General features: G+C 74.4%; 18 protein-coding genes and 1 pseudogene. 9 read left to right on the top strand and 10 right to left on the bottom strand.

Features of this window, described 5'->3' with window-relative positions:
* Positions 1-15 precede the first annotated feature (15 nt).
* Together ACZ7LK_RS12285 and ACZ7LK_RS12290 are read left to right on the top strand one after the other, a co-directional pair.
* On the top strand, positions 16-270 hold the full coding sequence (locus tag ACZ7LK_RS12285) for a hypothetical protein (protein ID WP_471140075.1): 255 nt from the start codon (positions 16-18) through the stop codon (positions 268-270).
* Between the two features lie 37 nt (positions 271-307).
* Entirely contained in the window at positions 308-958 is a 651-nt protein-coding gene (locus ACZ7LK_RS12290) for a hypothetical protein (RefSeq protein WP_471140078.1), read from the top strand.
* Positions 959-1,014: 56 nt separating this feature from the next.
* Here ACZ7LK_RS12290 and ACZ7LK_RS12295 read toward each other — a convergent pair whose 3' ends face one another.
* The 4 genes from ACZ7LK_RS12295 to ACZ7LK_RS12310 all read right to left on the bottom strand — a co-directional run bounded on the left by ACZ7LK_RS12295 (position 1,015) and on the right by ACZ7LK_RS12310 (position 5,259).
* Complete coding sequence (locus tag ACZ7LK_RS12295; protein ID WP_469463304.1) at positions 1,015-2,736, bottom strand: phytoene desaturase family protein; 1,722 nt, start codon at positions 2,734-2,736, stop codon at positions 1,015-1,017.
* Positions 2,737-2,774: 38 nt separating this feature from the next.
* The gene (locus ACZ7LK_RS12300) at positions 2,775-3,212 is read right to left on the bottom strand and encodes an SRPBCC family protein (RefSeq protein ID WP_392272946.1); all 438 of its coding nucleotides are present in this window, start codon (positions 3,210-3,212) and stop codon (positions 2,775-2,777) included.
* A gap of 130 nt (positions 3,213-3,342) precedes the next feature.
* A complete protein-coding gene (locus ACZ7LK_RS12305; protein ID WP_471140082.1) occupies positions 3,343-4,035 on the bottom strand; it encodes a thiaminase II/PqqC family protein in 693 nt (230 codons plus the stop codon).
* A gap of 462 nt (positions 4,036-4,497) precedes the next feature.
* Complete coding sequence (locus tag ACZ7LK_RS12310; protein WP_392272944.1) at positions 4,498-5,259, bottom strand: polysaccharide deacetylase family protein; 762 nt, start codon at positions 5,257-5,259, stop codon at positions 4,498-4,500.
* Between the two features lie 169 nt (positions 5,260-5,428).
* Here ACZ7LK_RS12310 and ACZ7LK_RS12315 point away from each other — a divergent pair, with 169 nt between their 5' ends.
* Together ACZ7LK_RS12315 and ACZ7LK_RS12320 are read left to right on the top strand one after the other, a co-directional pair.
* On the top strand, positions 5,429-6,400 hold the full coding sequence (locus ACZ7LK_RS12315) for an LLM class F420-dependent oxidoreductase (RefSeq protein WP_392272943.1): 972 nt from the start codon (positions 5,429-5,431) through the stop codon (positions 6,398-6,400).
* A 7-nt stretch (positions 6,401-6,407) separates the two neighbouring features.
* Entirely contained in the window at positions 6,408-7,049 is a 642-nt protein-coding gene (locus ACZ7LK_RS12320; protein ID WP_471140087.1) for a cysteine hydrolase family protein, read from the top strand.
* 179 nt (positions 7,050-7,228) lie between these two features.
* Here the strand turns inward: ACZ7LK_RS12320 and ACZ7LK_RS12325 are convergent, their stop codons facing one another.
* Entirely contained in the window at positions 7,229-7,624 is a 396-nt protein-coding gene (locus ACZ7LK_RS12325) for a hypothetical protein (protein WP_392272942.1), read from the bottom strand.
* A gap of 165 nt (positions 7,625-7,789) precedes the next feature.
* Between ACZ7LK_RS12325 and ACZ7LK_RS12330 the strand changes: the two genes are divergently transcribed.
* Positions 7,790-8,116 (top strand): plasmid stabilization protein, encoded by a 327-nt coding sequence (locus tag ACZ7LK_RS12330; RefSeq protein WP_392272941.1) that lies wholly within the window; start codon positions 7,790-7,792, stop codon positions 8,114-8,116.
* 75 nt (positions 8,117-8,191) lie between these two features.
* Here ACZ7LK_RS12330 and ACZ7LK_RS12335 read toward each other — a convergent pair whose 3' ends face one another.
* Entirely contained in the window at positions 8,192-8,869 is a 678-nt protein-coding gene (locus ACZ7LK_RS12335) for an HAD family hydrolase (protein ID WP_471140091.1), read from the bottom strand.
* A 323-nt stretch (positions 8,870-9,192) separates the two neighbouring features.
* On the opposite strand from ACZ7LK_RS12335, the gene ACZ7LK_RS12340 reads away from it, so the two are divergent.
* A complete protein-coding gene (locus tag ACZ7LK_RS12340; RefSeq protein WP_392273271.1) occupies positions 9,193-9,723 on the top strand; it encodes a DUF6328 family protein in 531 nt (176 codons plus the stop codon).
* Here ACZ7LK_RS12340 and ACZ7LK_RS12345 read toward each other — a convergent pair.
* Positions 9,699-11,261 carry an ATP-dependent DNA ligase gene (locus ACZ7LK_RS12345; protein ID WP_469463202.1) on the bottom strand — a complete coding sequence of 521 codons (1,563 nt, stop codon included), beginning with the start codon at positions 11,259-11,261 and terminating at the stop codon, positions 9,699-9,701. The genes ACZ7LK_RS12340 and ACZ7LK_RS12345 overlap by 25 nt on opposite strands.
* A gap of 227 nt (positions 11,262-11,488) precedes the next feature.
* Here ACZ7LK_RS12345 and ACZ7LK_RS12350 point away from each other — a divergent pair, with 227 nt between their 5' ends.
* The gene (locus ACZ7LK_RS12350) at positions 11,489-12,550 is read left to right on the top strand and encodes a phosphatidylinositol-specific phospholipase C domain-containing protein (RefSeq protein ID WP_392272939.1); all 1,062 of its coding nucleotides are present in this window, start codon (positions 11,489-11,491) and stop codon (positions 12,548-12,550) included.
* Here ACZ7LK_RS12350 and ACZ7LK_RS12355 read toward each other — a convergent pair.
* Both ACZ7LK_RS12355 and ACZ7LK_RS12360 read right to left on the bottom strand, forming a co-directional pair.
* Entirely contained in the window at positions 12,540-13,448 is a 909-nt protein-coding gene (locus tag ACZ7LK_RS12355; protein ID WP_471140096.1) for a DUF6397 family protein, read from the bottom strand. The two genes, ACZ7LK_RS12350 and ACZ7LK_RS12355, sit on opposite strands and share 11 nt — an antisense overlap.
* A gap of 109 nt (positions 13,449-13,557) precedes the next feature.
* Positions 13,558-13,971 carry a roadblock/LC7 domain-containing protein gene (locus ACZ7LK_RS12360; RefSeq protein ID WP_392272937.1) on the bottom strand — a complete coding sequence of 138 codons (414 nt, stop codon included), beginning with the start codon at positions 13,969-13,971 and terminating at the stop codon, positions 13,558-13,560.
* Positions 13,972-14,228: 257 nt separating this feature from the next.
* On the opposite strand from ACZ7LK_RS12360, the gene ACZ7LK_RS12365 reads away from it, so the two are divergent.
* Entirely contained in the window at positions 14,229-14,885 is a 657-nt protein-coding gene (locus tag ACZ7LK_RS12365; RefSeq protein WP_469463211.1) for a dienelactone hydrolase family protein, read from the top strand.
* Between the two features lie 121 nt (positions 14,886-15,006).
* On the top strand, positions 15,007-15,606 hold the full coding sequence (locus tag ACZ7LK_RS12370; protein WP_392272935.1) for a class I SAM-dependent methyltransferase: 600 nt from the start codon (positions 15,007-15,009) through the stop codon (positions 15,604-15,606).
* Between the two features lie 98 nt (positions 15,607-15,704).
* Here ACZ7LK_RS12370 and ACZ7LK_RS12375 read toward each other — a convergent pair.
* Positions 15,705-16,534, bottom strand: a pseudogene (locus ACZ7LK_RS12375) (alpha/beta fold hydrolase).
* Positions 16,535-16,567 lie beyond the last annotated feature (33 nt).

The raw sequence follows: 16,567 nt of genomic DNA on the forward strand, positions 1-16,567 counted from the left end.
TCCGACGGGAGAGCCGTGGATCTGGAGAACGTCACCGACGAGCTGTACGGGCTGCGCCCCGACCGCTTCACCGCGGCGCGCGACGCGCGCGCCGCGGAGGCGCGGAAGGCCGGGGACCGCGAACTGGCCGATGCCGTCCGGGCCCTGCGCCGGCCGACCCTCGCGGCCTGGGTGAGCAACCTGCTCGTACGACGGATGCCGGAGGAGACGCGCTCGCTGGCCGTGCTCGGCGACGGGCTGCGCCGCGCCCACCAGGAGGCTGGACGGTGACCGGCTGCGTGAGCTCAGCCGCAAGCAGCACACCCTGGTGACGACGCTGGCCCGGCAGGCGCGGCAACTCGCCGCCGACGCCGGCCAGCCGGTCGGTGACGACGTCCAGCACGAGGTCGAGGGCACCCTGCACGCGGTCCTGGCGGACCCGGACGCGGCGGACCGGTGGGCGGCGGGGCGGCTGGTCAGACCGCTGAGCGCCCCGGTGGGCTTCGCCGCCGCCCTCACGGGCGTCCCGCCCCGGACGGGCGACCGGCCCGCCGGCCGGCACGCGGAGGACGAGCGGGGCGGGGACGGCGGTCGTACCGGTGGCGAAGCGCGGGCCCAGCAGGACCGGCACGCGCAGGAGGAGCGGAAACGCGAGCGGCGGGCGGCCGAGCTGCGGGAGGAGGCCCGCCGGGCCGAGGAGGAGGCCCGCCGGGCCGAGGAGGAACGCGACCGGGCCGGGACGGAGAGGACCCGGGCGGAGGAAGGGTTCCGGGAGGCGGAGCGGCGGGTGGGCGCGCTGTCCCGGGAGCTCAAGGAGGCCGAACTCCTCCGGCACGGCGCGGACGAGGAGGTGCGCGCCGCGCGCACGCGGTTCCAGCGGGCCGAGCGCTCGGCACGCGACGCCCGCCGCCGGGCCCGGGACGCGGCCGCCCGCGCGGAACGGGGGCAGCGGCAGCGGCAGCCGGGCGGCGGCGACTGAACGCCCGGGCACACGGACGGCCCCCCGGGCACTCACGGCCGCACCGGTACGTGCCGTCAGTCCGTCGGCGGCAGGCCGCCGGCCGGGCCGTCCCGCCCTTCGGGGCCCGAGGCGTCGAACGAGGCCAGCGAGCCGGCCGGGGTGGAGGAGGCTTCGGCGGCCGAGCGGAGACCCCGGCCGGCCAGGACGGTCTGCGCGCGGGACAGCGCCCGGCGCAGCGGGCGGGAAGTGCGGAGCGCCGCACGGGCCGCGTTAGCGCCGGGCGCCCCGTGGACGCCGCCGCCCGGGTGGGCGGAGGCGGAGGCGAGGTAGAGGCCCTCCACGGGCGTCTCCGGGCGGCCCGTACCGGGGCCCGGGCGGAAGAAGAGCTGCTGGTGCATGGCCGTGGTGCCGCCGTTGATGGCGCCCCCGTGGAGGTTGGCGTCCATGGCCTCGAGGGTCGGCGGGGCGAGGATCCGGCGGGCGAGCACGCGGGAGCGGAACCCGGGCGCGAACCGCTCGACCTGGGCCTCGACGCGGTCGGCGAAGGCCTCCTGCTCGCGGCGGTCCCAGGAGCCGGTGATGCCGTCCTCTCCCCCGTCGGTGCGGACGCGGTGCGGTACGTGGGTGTAGGCCCACGCCGACTCGGTGCCCGCCGGGGAGCGCGTGGCGTCGGCCGTGGTCATCTGCCCGAACAGCAGGAACGGGCGGTCGGGCACCACCCGCATGGCGAGCTGGGCGGAGAACCGGGTGAGTTCGTCCATGCCGTCGGCGAGATGGACGGTCCCCGCGCCGGCCGCCGGCTCACCGGCGGTCCACGGGACGGGGCCGGACAGCGCCCAGTCGACCTTGAAGGTGGCCCAGTCCCACTGGAAGCGCCGCATGTCGTCGAGCAGCCTGGAGGGCAGGTGCTGGGGGCCGACGAGGTCCCCGTACAGCGCGGGGGCGGCCACGTCGGCGAGGACGGCGCGGTTCACCGGCACCGTCTCGCCCGAGGCCGTACGCACCGCCACCGCGCGGCCGCCGCGGACGACCACCTCCACGACCCGCTCCCCGCAGCGCACCACCCCGCCGCGGCGCTGGAGGCGGCGGACGAGGGCGTCGGTGAGCGCGCCCGCCCCGCCGACGGGCACGGGGAAGCCGTGGGCCTGGCCCAGCATGGCCATCAGCCAGCCGAAGCCCCCGCTGCCCGCGGCCTCGGGGGCGAGGTCGGCGTGCAGCGCGTTCCCGGCGAGCAGCAGCCGGCCGCCCTCCCCGCGGAACTCCTCCTCGGCCAGTCGCCGTACGGGCAGGACCATCGTCCTCGCCAACCGGAGCCCGCCCGCGGCGCGGACGCGGGTGGCCAGCCGGGCGGCCGCCGCGACCGGCGGGAAGGGCGTGAACAGCGCGCGCAGGATGTCGGGGCCGAGCCGGTCCCAGATGTCGCACAGGCCGTCCCAGGCGAGGGCGTCTCCGGGGGCGAACGCCTCCAGTCCGGCGGCCGTGGCCGTCCGGTCGCGCTCCAGAACCGCGCACCGCCCGTCCGGGAGGGGATGGGCCAGTACGCGCGGCGCGTGGCTCCAGTGGAGGCCCTCCTCGTGCAGGTCGAGGCGGGCCAGTACGGGGGAGGCGGCGGCCAGCGGGTAGAAGGCGCTGAACATGTCGCTGACGTGGTCCGGGTGGACGCCCCGGTCACTGCGGACGGCGCCCCCGGGCTCGTCCTGGGCCTCCAGGACCTCGACCGACCAGCCGGCGTCCGCGAGCAGGTTGGCGGCCACCAGGCCGTTGGGGCCCGCGCCGATGACCACGGCGTCCGGCACGGTGTCGGGCGCCGCGTCGGGCACGACGGGACGGGACCTCACCGGGCGCGTCCCTCGACCACGTCGGCGAGGCGCCGGAGCATGGTGCGGTGGCGGAGCTGGATGAACGCGTCGATCACCGTGTTGTGCAGGGCGCCCCCGGGGCCGCGCAGCGGGTGCTCGTCGACCCGGACGAGCGTCTCGTCACCCCAGGGCCGCACCTCGATGGCGATCCTGGCCGTGCCCAGGGCCCCGCTGCGGGCCTCCAGCTCCAGGCACCGGGGCGGCTCGTGGAGCCGTACGACGGTCTCGCCCTCGACCGTGTAGGGGCCCAGACGCACCGTGTACGCGATGGCCGAGCCGGTCTTCGGCCAGTCGCCGTCCTTCTGCCAGGACGCGGAGGTGCCGACGACCCAGTCGCCGTACCGGCTCCCGTCCTCGAGCACGGCCCACACCTCCTCGGGAGGCCGCTTGATCAGTTGGTGCCGTACCGCCATGAACGCCTCCGGTGCCACCGTCGGGGAACGAACGCACGGCGGGTACCCGGATCGCGCCGGTGCGAACGCGCCGCCAGGTGCGCACGGGACCACGAGGGACCCCGCACGGGCGGCCGGGACGCCCGGCGCCTCAGGCGTGCGGAAGCCCCTCGCCATGACCGGCGGCGTGGGGCCACAGGGTGTCCCAGAACAGCGATTCGTACGACTGGAGCAGCCGGCCGTAGCGGAGTGCCGCGGGCATGGTGACCCGGCCGTCGTCCAGGCCTTCCTGTACGGCGGCGACGGCCTGGTCCATGAGGGCGGGAGCGGGCAGGGCGAAGAAGTCGAAGAAGCCGCACGCCTCGTCGGCGAAGCCGTAGCGCGTGCGCAGCGCCCCGGCGAGGGCGGCGCAGTAGCCGCCCCAGGCGGCGAAATTGGCGTACAGGGCGATGGCGACGTCGGCCGGGTCCCCGTTGAGGGCGAGCCACGCGACGTACGCCGGGTAGGCCTGGCAGCCGGCCGACGGCTCGTACGCCTCCGTGGCCACGTCGTCCAGTCCGCAGCCGTCGAGCAGCGCGCGGAGGCGGTCGAGGGCCAGGGACTCCCCCTCGGCGAGGGTCGTGAACAGCGCGGCGGCCTGGGGACGGGTGGCCGCGCGGGCGGCCAGGTGCAGGAAGGAGTGGCGGTCGGAGGTGACGATGTGGCGCTGCTCCAGGGCGAGGGTGCCGACGGCGATGCGGCTCGCCGTGCCGTCGGCCATGGCGGCGACGAACCGGTTGGTGCCCTGCCGAGGGGCGAGTGCCTGTGCGGTGGCGTCCAGAAGTTCCCGGGCCTGCTGCGTCATCGCCGCGCTCCTTGGCTCTGGTCTGCGTCCTGTGGGGTCAGCGTCGCACGGCCTGGGGTGCAGGGGGGCGGGGGTGTGCCGGGGGGGGCGGCGAGAACCGGACGGCGGGCTGCGCCCTCCGGCGAGCGGTCCGGGGAGGGGCGGCGGACCGGGGACATGGATGGAGCGGCGACGCGGGCGGACCGGGCGCGGGCGGGCGCCGCGTCGAGGTGGTCCGGGCGACGACGGCCTGGTCCGGGGACACCGCAGCCCCGGCTGGACGGGGGGAAGCCAGCCGGGGCGTGCGCCGTGACGGCGGAGGGCGGTCGCACTCGGCGGGGGGCCGGGGACACGGACCCCTTCGCGGTCACATATCGATGAACGGTCAACCAAAACCGGGTGTTCCCGCGCCCGGACCCCGGCGCCTGTGACTCGCCTCACCCCGGTGACCAGGTGTGCCCCGGGCTCGGCGGGGCCGGCTCCTCAGGGCTTGTACACCGTGCCCGGTTCGGCCTTGGCCGGGGCGAGGAGCTGCGGAACGGTGACGAAGGTGAAGCCCCGCCGCTTCAGCTCGTCGATGATGCCGGGCACGGCGGGGACGGTGCCGTCGTAGATGTCGTGCAGCAGGATGATGCCGTCCTTCTTGGCGCCGTCGAGCGTCCGCTGCCGGATCAGCGCGGAGTCGGTGGTCGAGTAGTCCTTGGCGGTCACGCTCCAGAGGACCTGGGCGAGGCCGAGTTCGCGGCTGATGTCGGCGACCGTCTCGTCGGTACGGCCCTGCGGCGGGCGCATCAGGGTGGGCTTGCGGCCGGTGATGTCCGCTATCGCGTCCTGCGTGCGGGACAGCTCCTGGCGTATCTCGTCCGGTTCGAGATCGGTGAGGATCTGGTGCGTCCAGGTGTGGTTGGCCACCTCGTGCCCCTCCGCCGCGATACGGCGCACGACGTCGGGATAACGGTCGACATGCCTCTGGCCGAGCAGGAAGAAGGTGGCGGGGACCTTCTTCTCCTTGAGGATGTCGAGGAGGTGCGGCGTGTCCTTGCCCGGACCGGCGTCGAACGTGAGCGCTATGCAGGTGAGCTTCCGGCAGTCGACGGGCCCGGGCTCCCCCTTCGCGTCGGCCCTGGCGCTGCCGGGGGCGACCCGCTCGGCGGCGCAGCCACCGAGGGCGAGGACGAGCGAGGCCACGGCCAGCAGGGAGACGGCGGCCTTGCGGCGCCTCGGGGACTTGGTGCCGAACGGCATGGGACAGCTCTCTTCCGCGCGTACGTGAGTTCGGTCGGTCGGGTCGTCCCGCACTCTACACACGGTGTATACACGTGATGCATACCGGGGGCCGCGGGGGTCCACCGCCGCACCCTCGAGGCGCGTTTCCGATGTTTTCCGGTGCGATCATCGGGGAAATCGCGAGTTTATGGTGCAAATCGGATACACGATGATGACCGAGCAAGCAGGGCCCCGAGCGCTGGTGGAGCACGTCGTCCAGGCGGAGGAGGCCGGGTTCGACTTCTCGGTGACGTCCGACCACTACTTCCCCTGGCTGCGTTCGCAGGGGCACGCGCCCCACGCGTGGACCGTGCTCGGAGCGGCCGCACAGGCGACCTCACGCATCCCGCTGATGACGTACGTCACGTGCCCGACGTTCCGCTACCACCCGGCCGTCGTCGCCCAGAAGGCGGCGACGCTCCAGCTTCTGTCCGAGGGGCGTTTCCGGCTCGGACTCGGATCCGGCGAGAACCTCAACGAGCACGTGGTCGGGGGCGGCTGGCCGTCCGTCGACGTGCGGCACGAGATGCTGGAGGAGGCCGTCGGCATCATCCGGGCACTCTTCGAGGGCGGCCACGTCAACCACCGCGGCACCCACTTCGACGTGGAGTCCGCCCGACTGTGGGACCTGCCCGACGAGCCGCCGCCGATCGGACTGGCGGTCTCGGGCGAGCGGTCCTGCGAACTGGCCGGCCGCCTCGCCGACCTCGTCATCGCCACGGAGCCGAAGGGTGACCTGCTCGACGCCTTCGACCGGCACGGGGGCGGGGGCAAGCCCCGGGTGGGCCAGCTACCCGTGTGCTACGACCCGGACAAGGAGGCCGCCGTCCGGCGTGCGCACGAGCAGTTCCGGTGGTTCGGCCTCGGCTGGAAGGTCAACTCGGAGCTGCCGCACCCCGACTCGTTCGACGCGGCCACCCAGTTCGTGAAGCCCGAGGACGTCGCCGGGTCCATCGCCTGCGGTGACGATCCGGAGGACTTCGTGGCCGCGGTGAAGCCGTACGCCGACGCGGGGTTCACCGAGATCGCCCTCGTGCAGATCGGCGGTGACTCGCAGCCCGCCTTCCTGGACTGGTCGGCGAAGAAGCTGCTGCCCGCCCTCCGCGACGCGTTCGGCTGACCGGACCATGGGTACGTCCGCACCGCGCGGTGAGACCCACGGAACCGCCCTCGTCGTCATCGACATGATCAACACCTATGACCACCGGGACGCCGAGCTGCTCCTCCCCTCCGTCCGGGAGGCGCTGCCCGTCCTGGTGGACCTGGTGACCCGGGCCAGGGAACACGACGTCCCGGTGATCTACGTCAACGACAACTTCGGCGAATGGCGGTCCCACCACGGCGAGATCGTCGAAACGGCCCTGGCCGGCCCGCACGCCGAGCTCGTGGAACCCCTCCGCCCGGACGATTCCTCCCTCTTCGTGGTGAAGGCCCGGCACTCGATCTTCTACGAGACGCCCCTGGCGTACCTGCTGACGCAACTGGGGGTGAGCCATCTGGTCCTGTGCGGCCAGGTGACCGAGCAGTGCGTGCTGTACTCGGCCCTCGACGCGCACATCCGGCACTTCGACGTGACGGTGCCGACGGACGCGGTGGCGCACATCCACGAGCCGCTGGCACGGGCCGCCCTGGAGATGATGCGGCGCAACATGGGCGCCCGGACGGTGGAGGCGAAGCGGATCGACTTCGGCTCCTCCGCCGGACGGCCCGAGGCGCCCGACGCGTCTGACGCGGACGGCACGGACGGCACGGACGGCACGGAGGATTGAGGGCGTCCGGTGCGGGCGGCGCGGACCGCGGCGCGGACCGCGGCGCGGACCGTCAGGGGGGCCGGAGGGCAACGGGACGAGGCCGGTGCCGACGTCAGCGGTCGTGACGTCGGCACCGGCCTCTTCCGTGCCGTGCGCGCGCCGTGCACGCGTCGTGCACGTGGCTGCGCGCGGTCCGCTCAGTGGGTGACGTAGCGCGAGGCGAGCTGGAGGCGCGCCTCCTTCTCGTGCTCGCCCGACACGGAGGAGGCCGAGCGCACCTCGAACAGCCCGCCGAGCGCCTTCTCCACCTCCGCCACCGCCTGGTGGTCCCCTGTCAGCAGGGCCGTGACCGGCGTGCTCAGGTTGGGCGGCCCGGGCCGCTCGTCCCGGCGCGCGGAGCTGTCGAAGGTGGCCATCCATACGGTGGGCTCATGGCCGTGCGCCTGCTCCGGCCCCGGCGTGGGCATGTCGCAGCCGGCGAAGACGCGGTCGAGCGTCTCGAAGACGGCCCGGGCGTCCTGACGGTCGCAGTCGCTGAGCTGCACGGTGACGTCGCAGTCCGCGGGGTGGTTCCTTGTTCCGTTGCTCTCCACGTCGCTCCACTCCTTGGGTCCGGTCCTACCCGTACAGGCACGAATACCTCACCTCGGGCGCGCCAATCAGGATCTTCACCGGCGCGTTTGCGGAGGGGGGTGCCTGGTATGAGGGTGTGGAGAGGCAGGGGGGTCCGCAAGGGGGGACGTCAGCAGGAGGAACGCATGCCCGCAGGATCCAGCCCGAAGCGTGAACGGCAGTACGAGCACATCAAGGAGAGCGCCAAAAAGCGCGGCGCCGGCGAGAAGCGTGCCGAGGAGATGGCCGCCCGGACGGTGAACAAGGAGCGGGCGCGCTCCGGCGAGTCGAAGACCGCCAGCAAGACCTCCACCCAGGACATGTCGTCCTCGAAGCGGGGCGGGCAGCGGTCCGGCGGCAGCGGCCCCAAGGGCCCGACGTACGACCAGCTCTACCAGGAGGCCAAGCGCAAGGGCGTCCAGGGCCGGTCGTCGATGAACAAGTCGGAGCTCCAGCGACAGCTCGGGAAGTGACCCCTCCGGCGCGCCGTCGGCGGGCCCGGCCGGTCGCGCACCGCCGGCCGGCCGGGCCCCTTCCGCCCGTCGGCGTCAGCCAGCCCGGCCGGCCGGCACGCCCAGCGGGCCGTGGTCGCGGTGCGCCAGCAGGTCGGCGGGGTCGTCGTACAGCACGGCGGCCCCCGCCTCCATGAGGTCGGCCCGCGGGATCCCCCCGCACAGCAGGCCCACGCAGGTGACGCCCGCACGAGTGCCCGACCTCATGTCCCACACCGTGTCCCCGACGAAGACGGAACGCTCGGCCGGCGCCCCCGCCAGTTCCAGCGCGTGCAGTACCGGCTCGGGCGCGGGCTTGCCCTCCTCGACGTCGTCCGCGCTCGCGGTGGCGGTGATGGCGTCGTCCGCGTCGATGGCGCGGCGCAGCGCGGACAGCTCGGCTCCCCCGGCGGACGTGGCCAGGACGACGGTCCAGCCGTCCGCCGCGAGGGTCTTCAGCAGGCGGCCGGCGTCGCGGAAGGCGGGCAGCCGGGCGAAGTAGGTTCCGTAGAGGGTCTTGTGGGCGGCGCTGATGGCGTCGTCCTGGTCCTTGTCCCGGTCCTCACCGAGCAGGTGCGCGATCAGGTCGTGCGAGCTCAGGCCGACGGCCCGGTGGACGGCGTGCATGGGCACGGTGTGCCCCGCCTGCCGGAACGCCTCCCACCAGGTGGCCACGTGCAGGTGGTTGGTGTCGGCGAGGGTGCCGTCGACGTCGAACACCGCGGCGCGTGTCATTCCTTCTCCGTTCCGTCTCCGTGCTTCGCACGGCTGTGCTGTCGGGACCGCCTTCATCTCTGGCCGCGATTCCCCGCCGCAATCCCCCTCCGGACGCGGCCCGGCCCCGTCGCCTCCGTCCGGTCCGGCCCGTCGCCTCCGTCCCGCCGCCTCCCGGCGGTGGCGTCGCCCGTACGAGCATGAGCGGCCCGTGCGCGAGGGGTCACGTTCCGCGTCCCGACACCCGCCGAGTTCCTTCGGGTGCCGTACGGAGAGGGGGTGGCGCTTGATCCGCACGCCCCCGGTTAGAAGAGAAGTGCGGGACCGAATGCGGGAGGATCGCCATGCCTGAGCACGACGAGCGGAACAGGTCCGCGAACGGCGGGAGCACGAAGCGGGGGCGGGGCCGCGACGAGACCCCGGACGAGCGGGCCGACCGGCGCTGGGCCGAACTGATCCAGGAGATACGCGTCGCCCAGACGGGCGTCCAGATCCTCTTCGGTTTCCTGCTCACCGTGGTCTTCACCCCGACGTACGCCGGCCTGCCCGCCACGCAGAAGACCATCTACATCACCACGGTGGCGCTGGGCGCCTCGGCGACCGGGGCGCTGATCGGGCCGGTGTCGTTCCACCGCATCGTGTCGGGACGGCGCATCAAGCCGCAGGCCGTGGTCTGGGCGTCGCGGCTGACGTTCGTCGGGCTCGTGCTGCTGCTGGCGACGCTGATCTCGGCGCTGCTCCTGGTGCTGCGGGTGGCGACGCACGACGAGTACGTGCCGTGGCTGGTCGCCGGAGTGGTGGGCTGGTACGTGCTGTGCTGGTTCGTACTGCCGCTGTGGGCCCGCGTCCGCTACACCACGCTCGACGACGACTGACCGTCCCCCCGCCCCTCCAGGACGCGCTCGATGGTGTCGGCCTCGGCCGCCTGCTTGTCGGGGCGGTGGCGCAGCACCCGGGCGAACCGCAGTGCCACCCCTGCCGGGTAGCGCGGGGAGCGTTGCAGTCCGTCGTAGGCGATCTCCACGACGAGCTCGGGCCGGACCCGGACGGTGGAACCGTCGTCCTCGACCTCCAGTTCCCGCAACCGTTCCGTCTGCCACCGCAGCATGGCGTCGGTCAGGCCCTTGAACGTCTTGCCGAGCATCACGAAGGTGCCGTCGGCGGCGCGGGCGCCGAGGTGGAGGTTGGACAGCAGGCCGGTGCGGCGGCCGTGTCCCCATTCGGCGGCGAGGACGACGAGGTCGAGCGTGTGCACGGGCTTGACCTTCAGCCACGACCGGCCCCGGCGGCCCGCGCTGTAGGGGGCGTCGAGGGCCTTCACCATGACGCCCTCGTGCCCGCGCCGGAGGGTGTCCGCGAAGAACGCCTCGGCCGCTTCCGTCTGCCCGGGGGCGCCGGGATCCGCCACCTCGGTGCGGCGCACCCGCATCGGCTCGGGTACCAGCCGGGCCAGCACTTCGTGCCGTTCCCGGCCGGACAGGTCGACGAGGACGGCGCCGTCGGCGGCCAGGACGTCGAAGAAGACCGGTGACACGGGCAGGGCGGCCGCGGCGGTGGCCACGTCGACGCGGGAGCCGACGCGGGACGCGATGTCCTGGAACGGTACGGGACGGCCGGCGGCGTCCAGGGCGATGACCTCGCCGTCCAGGACGAACCGGTCCCCCGGCAGCTCGCGTGCGGCCGCGGTGATCTCCGGGAGGCGGTCGGTGATGTCGTCGAGGGACCGGGTGTAGAGGCGGACGTCGTCGCCGGCGCGGTGCACCTGGACGCGGATCCCGTCCAGCTTCTCCTCGACGACGCACGGGCCGAGCGCGGCGACGGCCTCCGTCACGCTCTTGGCGGAGTGGGCCAGCATCGGATGCACGGGGCTGCCCACGCGCAGCCGGAACCGCTCCAGGGCGGCCGGGCCTTCGGCCAGCACCGCCTGGGCCACGCGTGGCAGGGACCCTTCGAGCATGACGGCCCGCCGTACGTCGGCGGCGGGCGCCGCGGCCGCCTTGGCGACGCCTTCGAGGGCGATCGCGTCCAGTGCCCCTTGCCGGACCTCGCCGGTCAGCAGCCGGAGCAGGAACTGCTGCTCGGCCGTGGTGGCGGCGCCCATCAGTTCTCGTACCAGCCGCTGCCGTTCCGCCTGGGACCCCGGACCGGCCACCCCGGCGAGCGCGGTCAGGGCGGAGTCGGTGTCGGCGACGGTCAGGGTGGGTTCCGTGGCGGGCGGGACGGGCTCCTTGAGGGTGCTCCAGCCGATGCCGATCCTCCCCTGCGGGAGCCGGCCCGCGAGGTAGGCGATGACCAGCGGCACCTCCTCCGGCGGGGTCGCGGAGAAGAGATCGGCCAGGGCGGCGATCTTGCGGGAGCGGGCGGAGGTGGCGGCGACCTGGTCGGAGACCTCCGCGAGTCGGGCCAGCAGCATGCCGCCATGGTGCACGTCCCGCGCCTCCGGCGCACCCGGACGGCCGCCCTTTTCCGTGCGGCGGTGCCGATTCTCCGGGGGACGGGGGCGCCCGGGGCGGCGGCGGGGGATTTGACGTCCCGGCCGTCCCCAGGTCTCCCTTCATTCACGCAACTCCCCTACGCTGCGCTCGACTTGATGGGCGTCGAGAGGAACAGGGGCCGATGATGAAGGTGTCTCGTACCGGGATGACAGCGGCGTCCGCCGTGCTGGCCGGGGTGCTCTCGCTCGGGGCCGCTCCGGGCGAACCCCGCCCGGCGGGTTCCGTGTCCGCCGATCCCGCGCAACTCTCCTACTCGGCCTCCACCGGGGTCGGCGTCCACAACGCGTACGAGAAGGCGAAGTACCCTTACTTCGCCGACGCGTTGGACTCGGGCGCGGGCATGCTGGAGATCGACGTGTGGACCAATGTCTTCGGCAGATCGTGGCGTGTCTCCCATAACAACCCCCTCGGCAACGACAACAACTGCGTGAACGCGTCCCACGCCGGTGAACTGCGCACCAAGCCGAGGAACCAGGACCTGGGCGGGTGCCTCGCGGACATCCGGGCCTGGCACGACGCCCATCCGGGGCACCGGCCCGTCCTGCTGAAGCTGGAGCTGAAGGACGGCTTCCAGGCCAAGAACGGCCGGGGGCCGGCCGCGCTGGACGCGCTGCTGACCGCCCGGCTGGGCGACGCGCTGTTCCGGCCGGCCGATCTGGCCGGGGCCCACCCGGACCTGGACTCGGCCGTACGGGCGGACGGCTGGCCGGCGCGCTCGGCGATGGCCGCCAAGTTCGTCGTGGAACTGATCCCGGGCACCGTCGAGCAGGACAACCCGCTGGACACCCTGTGGACCGACCGCGAGTACGCCACGCACCTCCGGGACGCGGCGGCGGCCGGCCGGCTGGCCCAGGCGGCGGCGTTCCCCGCGGTGCACCGGGCCGCCGCGGGCGACCCGCGGACCCGGTACGCGGACACCGGCATACGCCCCTGGTTCGTCGTCTTCGACGGTGACGCCTCCGCCTACGCGGGCGGCTCCATCGACACCGCCTGGTACGACGGCCGCCATTACCTGGTGGTCATGACGGACGCGCACGGCGTGGCGCCCGCCATCGACGGGACGCGTCCGACGGAGGCGCAGGCCCGGGACCGCGTGGCCCTGCTCGCCGGGCGGCACGCCAGCATCGTGTCGGCCGACTGGTACCCGCTGCCCGGCGTGCTCGCGACCGTGCTCCCCCGCGGCGGCGCCCAGGACGCTACGGGCTGACGCTCACCCCCTGCCGGGCGGCGCGGACCCGTCCGGTACCCACGGGCCTCCGCCGGCCCAGCCGGATCCGGGTGAGCAGTCCGGACCTGCCGTAGCGGCCCTTCGGGACCGTGTGCTGGTCCGGGCCGTCCGGTCCGGGGGCCGGCCGGGCGGCCCGGGCCTCGTCCAGGGCGAGCGCCAGGCTCGTCCGGTGCCACAGGATCTCGTCCGGGTCGTCCGCCACCAGGAGCCCGTCGACGATGTCCCGGGCGGCGAGGGACTCGGGCCGGGCGTTCGGCGGGTCGGGGCGCAGCCGGTCGAGGTGGGCGCGCTCCCGGGGGTCGCCGACCACTTCCGCGAGGTGCGCCGGGGGCAGCAGGGACGCGATGGCCGCCGCCGCCGTCCACGGGTCGTCGGCCTGGCGCAGCAGCAGCCCCAGGCGTCGTGCGCGCCAGTTGCGCGAGCGGGTGTCCTGCCCGGCGTCGAGCCCGGCGCGCACGGCGGCCGGCAGCCTGCCGGTGAGCAGCTCGGGGTGTCGCTCGGCGAACTCCCGCACCTCGGCGGCGACGTAGAGCCAGACGACCGCCCGGTAGCGGTTGAGGTAGAACGCGACCGGGCTGAGGTGGCCCGACCTGGCCAGCTTGGTGAAACGCTCGTTGGTGATCGCGGCCAGCCCGGCTCCCTCGGACGTGCCGACGGTGCGGACACGCTCGCGCAGACCGGAGGGGAAGTCCGGCGCGGCGCGGAGCCGTTCGATCTCCGCCGCGGCCACCCGGCGCCGGCCTCCGTCGGCACCGGGCGTGGTCCGTACGTGTCCTAGCTGGACGGCGAGCTCGAACTCGTTGCGCTTCAGCTCCAGTTGCCGCGCCGCGCGTCCGCAGGCAAGGGTGTGGGCGGTGACCGTTTCCTTGACCGTCATGGTGTCTCCCCCGTGAGGCTCGGTTACTTTGCGTCACGAAGGTAGCGCGATCGGGACCGCCCGCGTCCGGCCTGTGGAAAACCCTCGGTGGACGCGGTGTCGCCGCTGGTCAGCGGTCGGTGAGTGCCGCGCCCTTGTGCTGCCGGGCGGCGACGGCGAGATGCTCGCCGACCCGGTTGACGAGGAGGGTCATCTCATAGGCGACCTGGCCGACGTCTGCCTCGGCCGCGGTGAGGACGCACAGGCAGCTGCCCTCGCCCGCCGCGGTGACGAAGAGCATCGCCTCGTCGAACTCCACCATCGTCTGGCGTGCCCGCCCCACCCCGAAGTGCCGTCCCGATCCGCGGGCGAGGCTGTGCAGCCCGGAGGAGACGGCGGCGAGGTGCTCCGCGTCCTCGCGGGCGAGTCCGGTGCTCGCGCCGGTGACCAGGCCGTCGTTGGACAGCACCAGCGCGTGTCGTATGTACTCGACCCGCTTGGTCAAGTCGTCCAGGAGCCAGTCGAGTTCTTTGTCCAAGGCCATGTCCGGTCCTCCCCGTTTCCCACGTTCCCCCCGCTGCCCCGTAAGCCTTGCGCACTGACGTGGACAGGGCAAGGACTCGCACGGGGCGCACGGGGGCGTCGGGACCCCGGGGGCCGGGGCGGGGGCGGGTCCAGGAGAGCGCGTCGAGCAGCCGGGCATCCGCTGCCCGGCCTTGGGTACCCGGGGGTCGGTCCGGTGGGGCCGGTCCCGCGGGTCCGGTCCTTGGCCCGCGGCGTCGGGCGCAGGAGGTGGCAGCCATGGCACGGGCGGCGGAAGCGGTCTCCCTCACCCTCGGTGAGGTCACCCTGGACGGGGATCTGGTCCTTCCCCGCGACGCGCGGGGGGTGGTGGCCTTCGCCCACGGCAGCGGCAGCTCGCGCCACAGCCCGCGCAACCGGGCCGTGGCCGGGGTCCTCCAGGAGGCGGGGCTCGGCACCCTGCTCATGGACCTGCTGACCGCGGCGGAGGAACGCGTGGACATGGTCACCGCCGAGCTCCGGTTCGACGTCCCGCTGCTGGGGCGCCGTGTGTCGGGGGCGGTGGACTGGCTGCGGGACCGTCCGGACACGGGCGGTCTGCCGGTGGGGCTGTTCGGCGCCAGTACCGGGGCCGCCGCGGCGCTGGTGGCGGCCGCCGCCCGGCCCGAGCGGGTGCGGGCCGTGGTGTCGCGTGGTGGCCGCCCGGACCTCGCGGGCGCCGTGCTCGCCGATGTGCGGGCACCCGTCCTGCTGGTGGTCGGGGGACACGACCAGGAGGTGCTGCGGCTGAACGAGGAGGCGGCGCGGCGGCTGACCGCCCCGTGCGCCCTCCGGGTGATCCCCGGGGCCACCCACCTCTTCGAGGAGCCCGGAACCCTGGAACAGGCGGCGGACGCCGCCCGGGAGTGGTTCCTCCGCATGGACGGGCAGCCGTGAGGGAGCGGGCCGCCGGGCCCGTGCCGCCGCGCGGCTACAGGGCGCGCGGTCGGTCGATGACCTCACGCGGGATCCGTTTGTGCGCCCCCCGGCTGTCGAGGGCATGGGGGATCATGGGCGCATGGCCGACGACCACACACACGTGCAGGAGTTCTTCACCGCCCGCGCGGCGGACTGGGACACGCGGTTCCCCGACGACGGCCCGGCGTACGCCGCCGCCGTGGCGGAGATCGGGCTGCGCCCCGGCGACACCGTGCTGGACGCGGGCTGCGGGACGGGGCGCGCGCTGCCGCCCCTGCGGGAGGCCGTGGGCCCGGCGGGCACGGTCGTCGGCGCGGACCTGACACCCGCCATGCTGGCGGCCGCGGCGCGGGCCGGGCGGGACGCCCATGGGGTCCTGCTGCTCGCCGACGTGGGGCGCCTGCCGCTGCGGGACGGAGCGCTGGACGCGGTGTTCGGAGCGGGCCTCGTCTCCCACCTGTCCCGGCCGGCCGACGACCTGCGGGAGCTGGCCCGGGCCGTACGACCGGGTGGACGGCTGGCGCTCTTCCACCCGGTCGGCCGTGCGGCACTGGCCGCCCGGCACGGGCGTCGGCTCACCGACGACGACCTGCGCGCGGAGGCCAACCTGCGGCCCCTGCTGGCGGGTTCGGGCTGGCGGATGGTCACGTACGTGGACCGGGACGACCGTTTCCTCGTCCTCGCCGTACGTCAGGACTGAGGACCCGCGTCAGGACCGAGGACCTGCGTCAAGGCTGGACCCGGCGTACGCCAGGACCGGGGACCCGCCGTACGCCAGGACCGGGGACCCGCCGTACGTCAGGACCGAGGCGTGACGTACGTCAGGACCGGGGTTCCCGCCGGGGCGTCCCCGCCCGGCACGAGGCTCCGGTCCCGCTCCTCCGCCGCGACCGCCCGCACGAACGCGGGCGTGTTGTCGAACATGACGTTGTGCCCCGCGTCCGGCACGGTCAGTACGCGCACGCCCGCCGCCTCCAGCTCGTCGTGGCCCGGAAGTGCACCGCTGTGCGCGCCCTGGAGGTACACCCGGTCGACCGGGGCCTCCATGAGCATGCGGCGCATCGTCGGCCGGGTGCCGCGCACGAGGCCGACCGCGCTGCGGTGCAGGGCGAGCGGGTCGGCGAGCCTCATGGTGGCCGCCCATGCCGGCCCGACGCGCTCCAGCACGCGCGCGTAGCCGCCGCCGTGCACGAACTCCTCCTCCGAGTGGCCGGCGATACCGCTGCTGGCCTCGGAGACCGGGGGGTGGGGGTCGAGGTTTCCCTCGGTGATCACCAGCCGGCTCACGAGGTCGGGGCGCCGGTGGGCCAGCACGATGGCCACGGCGCCGCCCATGCTGTGTCCCACGACCTCGGCGCCGCTCGCGTCCGCCTCGTCCAGTGCCGCAGCGAGCGCGTCGGCGTGGTCCTCCAGCGTGTAGGCGAAGTCCGCCGGCCGGTCGCTGATGCCGTGCCCGGGCAGATCGACGAAGAGCGACCGGCGGCCCGCCAGAACGGGATGCGCGGCGACGTGGGCGTGGTACACCGTGCTCAGCGCGCCGAGCCCGTGCACGTACACCTCGGCCCCTCCCCCACCGCCTCCGTCCACCGGATCAGACTGCCCCTGTCGTCGAACCGGGCTCCTCGCACCTGCGTCCCTCCCCTTCTGTGGTTGCCGGTCCG

This window comes from Streptomyces sp. NPDC039423 (genome assembly GCF_055598725.1).

Bases quoted from the DNA above. Each gene is read 5' to 3' on its own strand.
- ACZ7LK_RS12355 (WP_471140096.1), bottom strand. From the start codon at position 13,448: ATGACGGTCAAGGAAACGGTCACCGCCCACACCCTTGCCTGCGGACGC.
- ACZ7LK_RS12310 (WP_392272944.1), bottom strand. From the start codon at position 5,259: ATGCCGTTCGGCACCAAGTCCCCGAGGCGCCGCAAGGCCGCCGTCTCC.
- ACZ7LK_RS12315 (WP_392272943.1), top strand. From the start codon at position 5,429: ATGGTGCAAATCGGATACACGATGATGACCGAGCAAGCAGGGCCCCGA.
- ACZ7LK_RS12305 (WP_471140082.1), bottom strand. From the start codon at position 4,035: ATGACGCAGCAGGCCCGGGAACTTCTGGACGCCACCGCACAGGCACTC.
- ACZ7LK_RS12335 (WP_471140091.1), bottom strand. From the start codon at position 8,869: ATGACACGCGCCGCGGTGTTCGACGTCGACGGCACCCTCGCCGACACC.
- ACZ7LK_RS12330 (WP_392272941.1), top strand. From the start codon at position 7,790: ATGCCCGCAGGATCCAGCCCGAAGCGTGAACGGCAGTACGAGCACATC.
- ACZ7LK_RS12345 (WP_469463202.1), bottom strand. From the start codon at position 11,261: ATGCTGCTGGCCCGACTCGCGGAGGTCTCCGACCAGGTCGCCGCCACC.
- ACZ7LK_RS12365 (WP_469463211.1), top strand. From the start codon at position 14,229: ATGGCACGGGCGGCGGAAGCGGTCTCCCTCACCCTCGGTGAGGTCACC.
- ACZ7LK_RS12370 (WP_392272935.1), top strand. From the start codon at position 15,007: ATGGCCGACGACCACACACACGTGCAGGAGTTCTTCACCGCCCGCGCG.
- ACZ7LK_RS12350 (WP_392272939.1), top strand. From the start codon at position 11,489: ATGACAGCGGCGTCCGCCGTGCTGGCCGGGGTGCTCTCGCTCGGGGCC.
- ACZ7LK_RS12340 (WP_392273271.1), top strand. From the start codon at position 9,193: ATGCCTGAGCACGACGAGCGGAACAGGTCCGCGAACGGCGGGAGCACG.
- ACZ7LK_RS12300 (WP_392272946.1), bottom strand. From the start codon at position 3,212: ATGGCGGTACGGCACCAACTGATCAAGCGGCCTCCCGAGGAGGTGTGG.
- ACZ7LK_RS12360 (WP_392272937.1), bottom strand. From the start codon at position 13,971: ATGGCCTTGGACAAAGAACTCGACTGGCTCCTGGACGACTTGACCAAG.
- ACZ7LK_RS12320 (WP_471140087.1), top strand. From the start codon at position 6,408: ATGGGTACGTCCGCACCGCGCGGTGAGACCCACGGAACCGCCCTCGTC.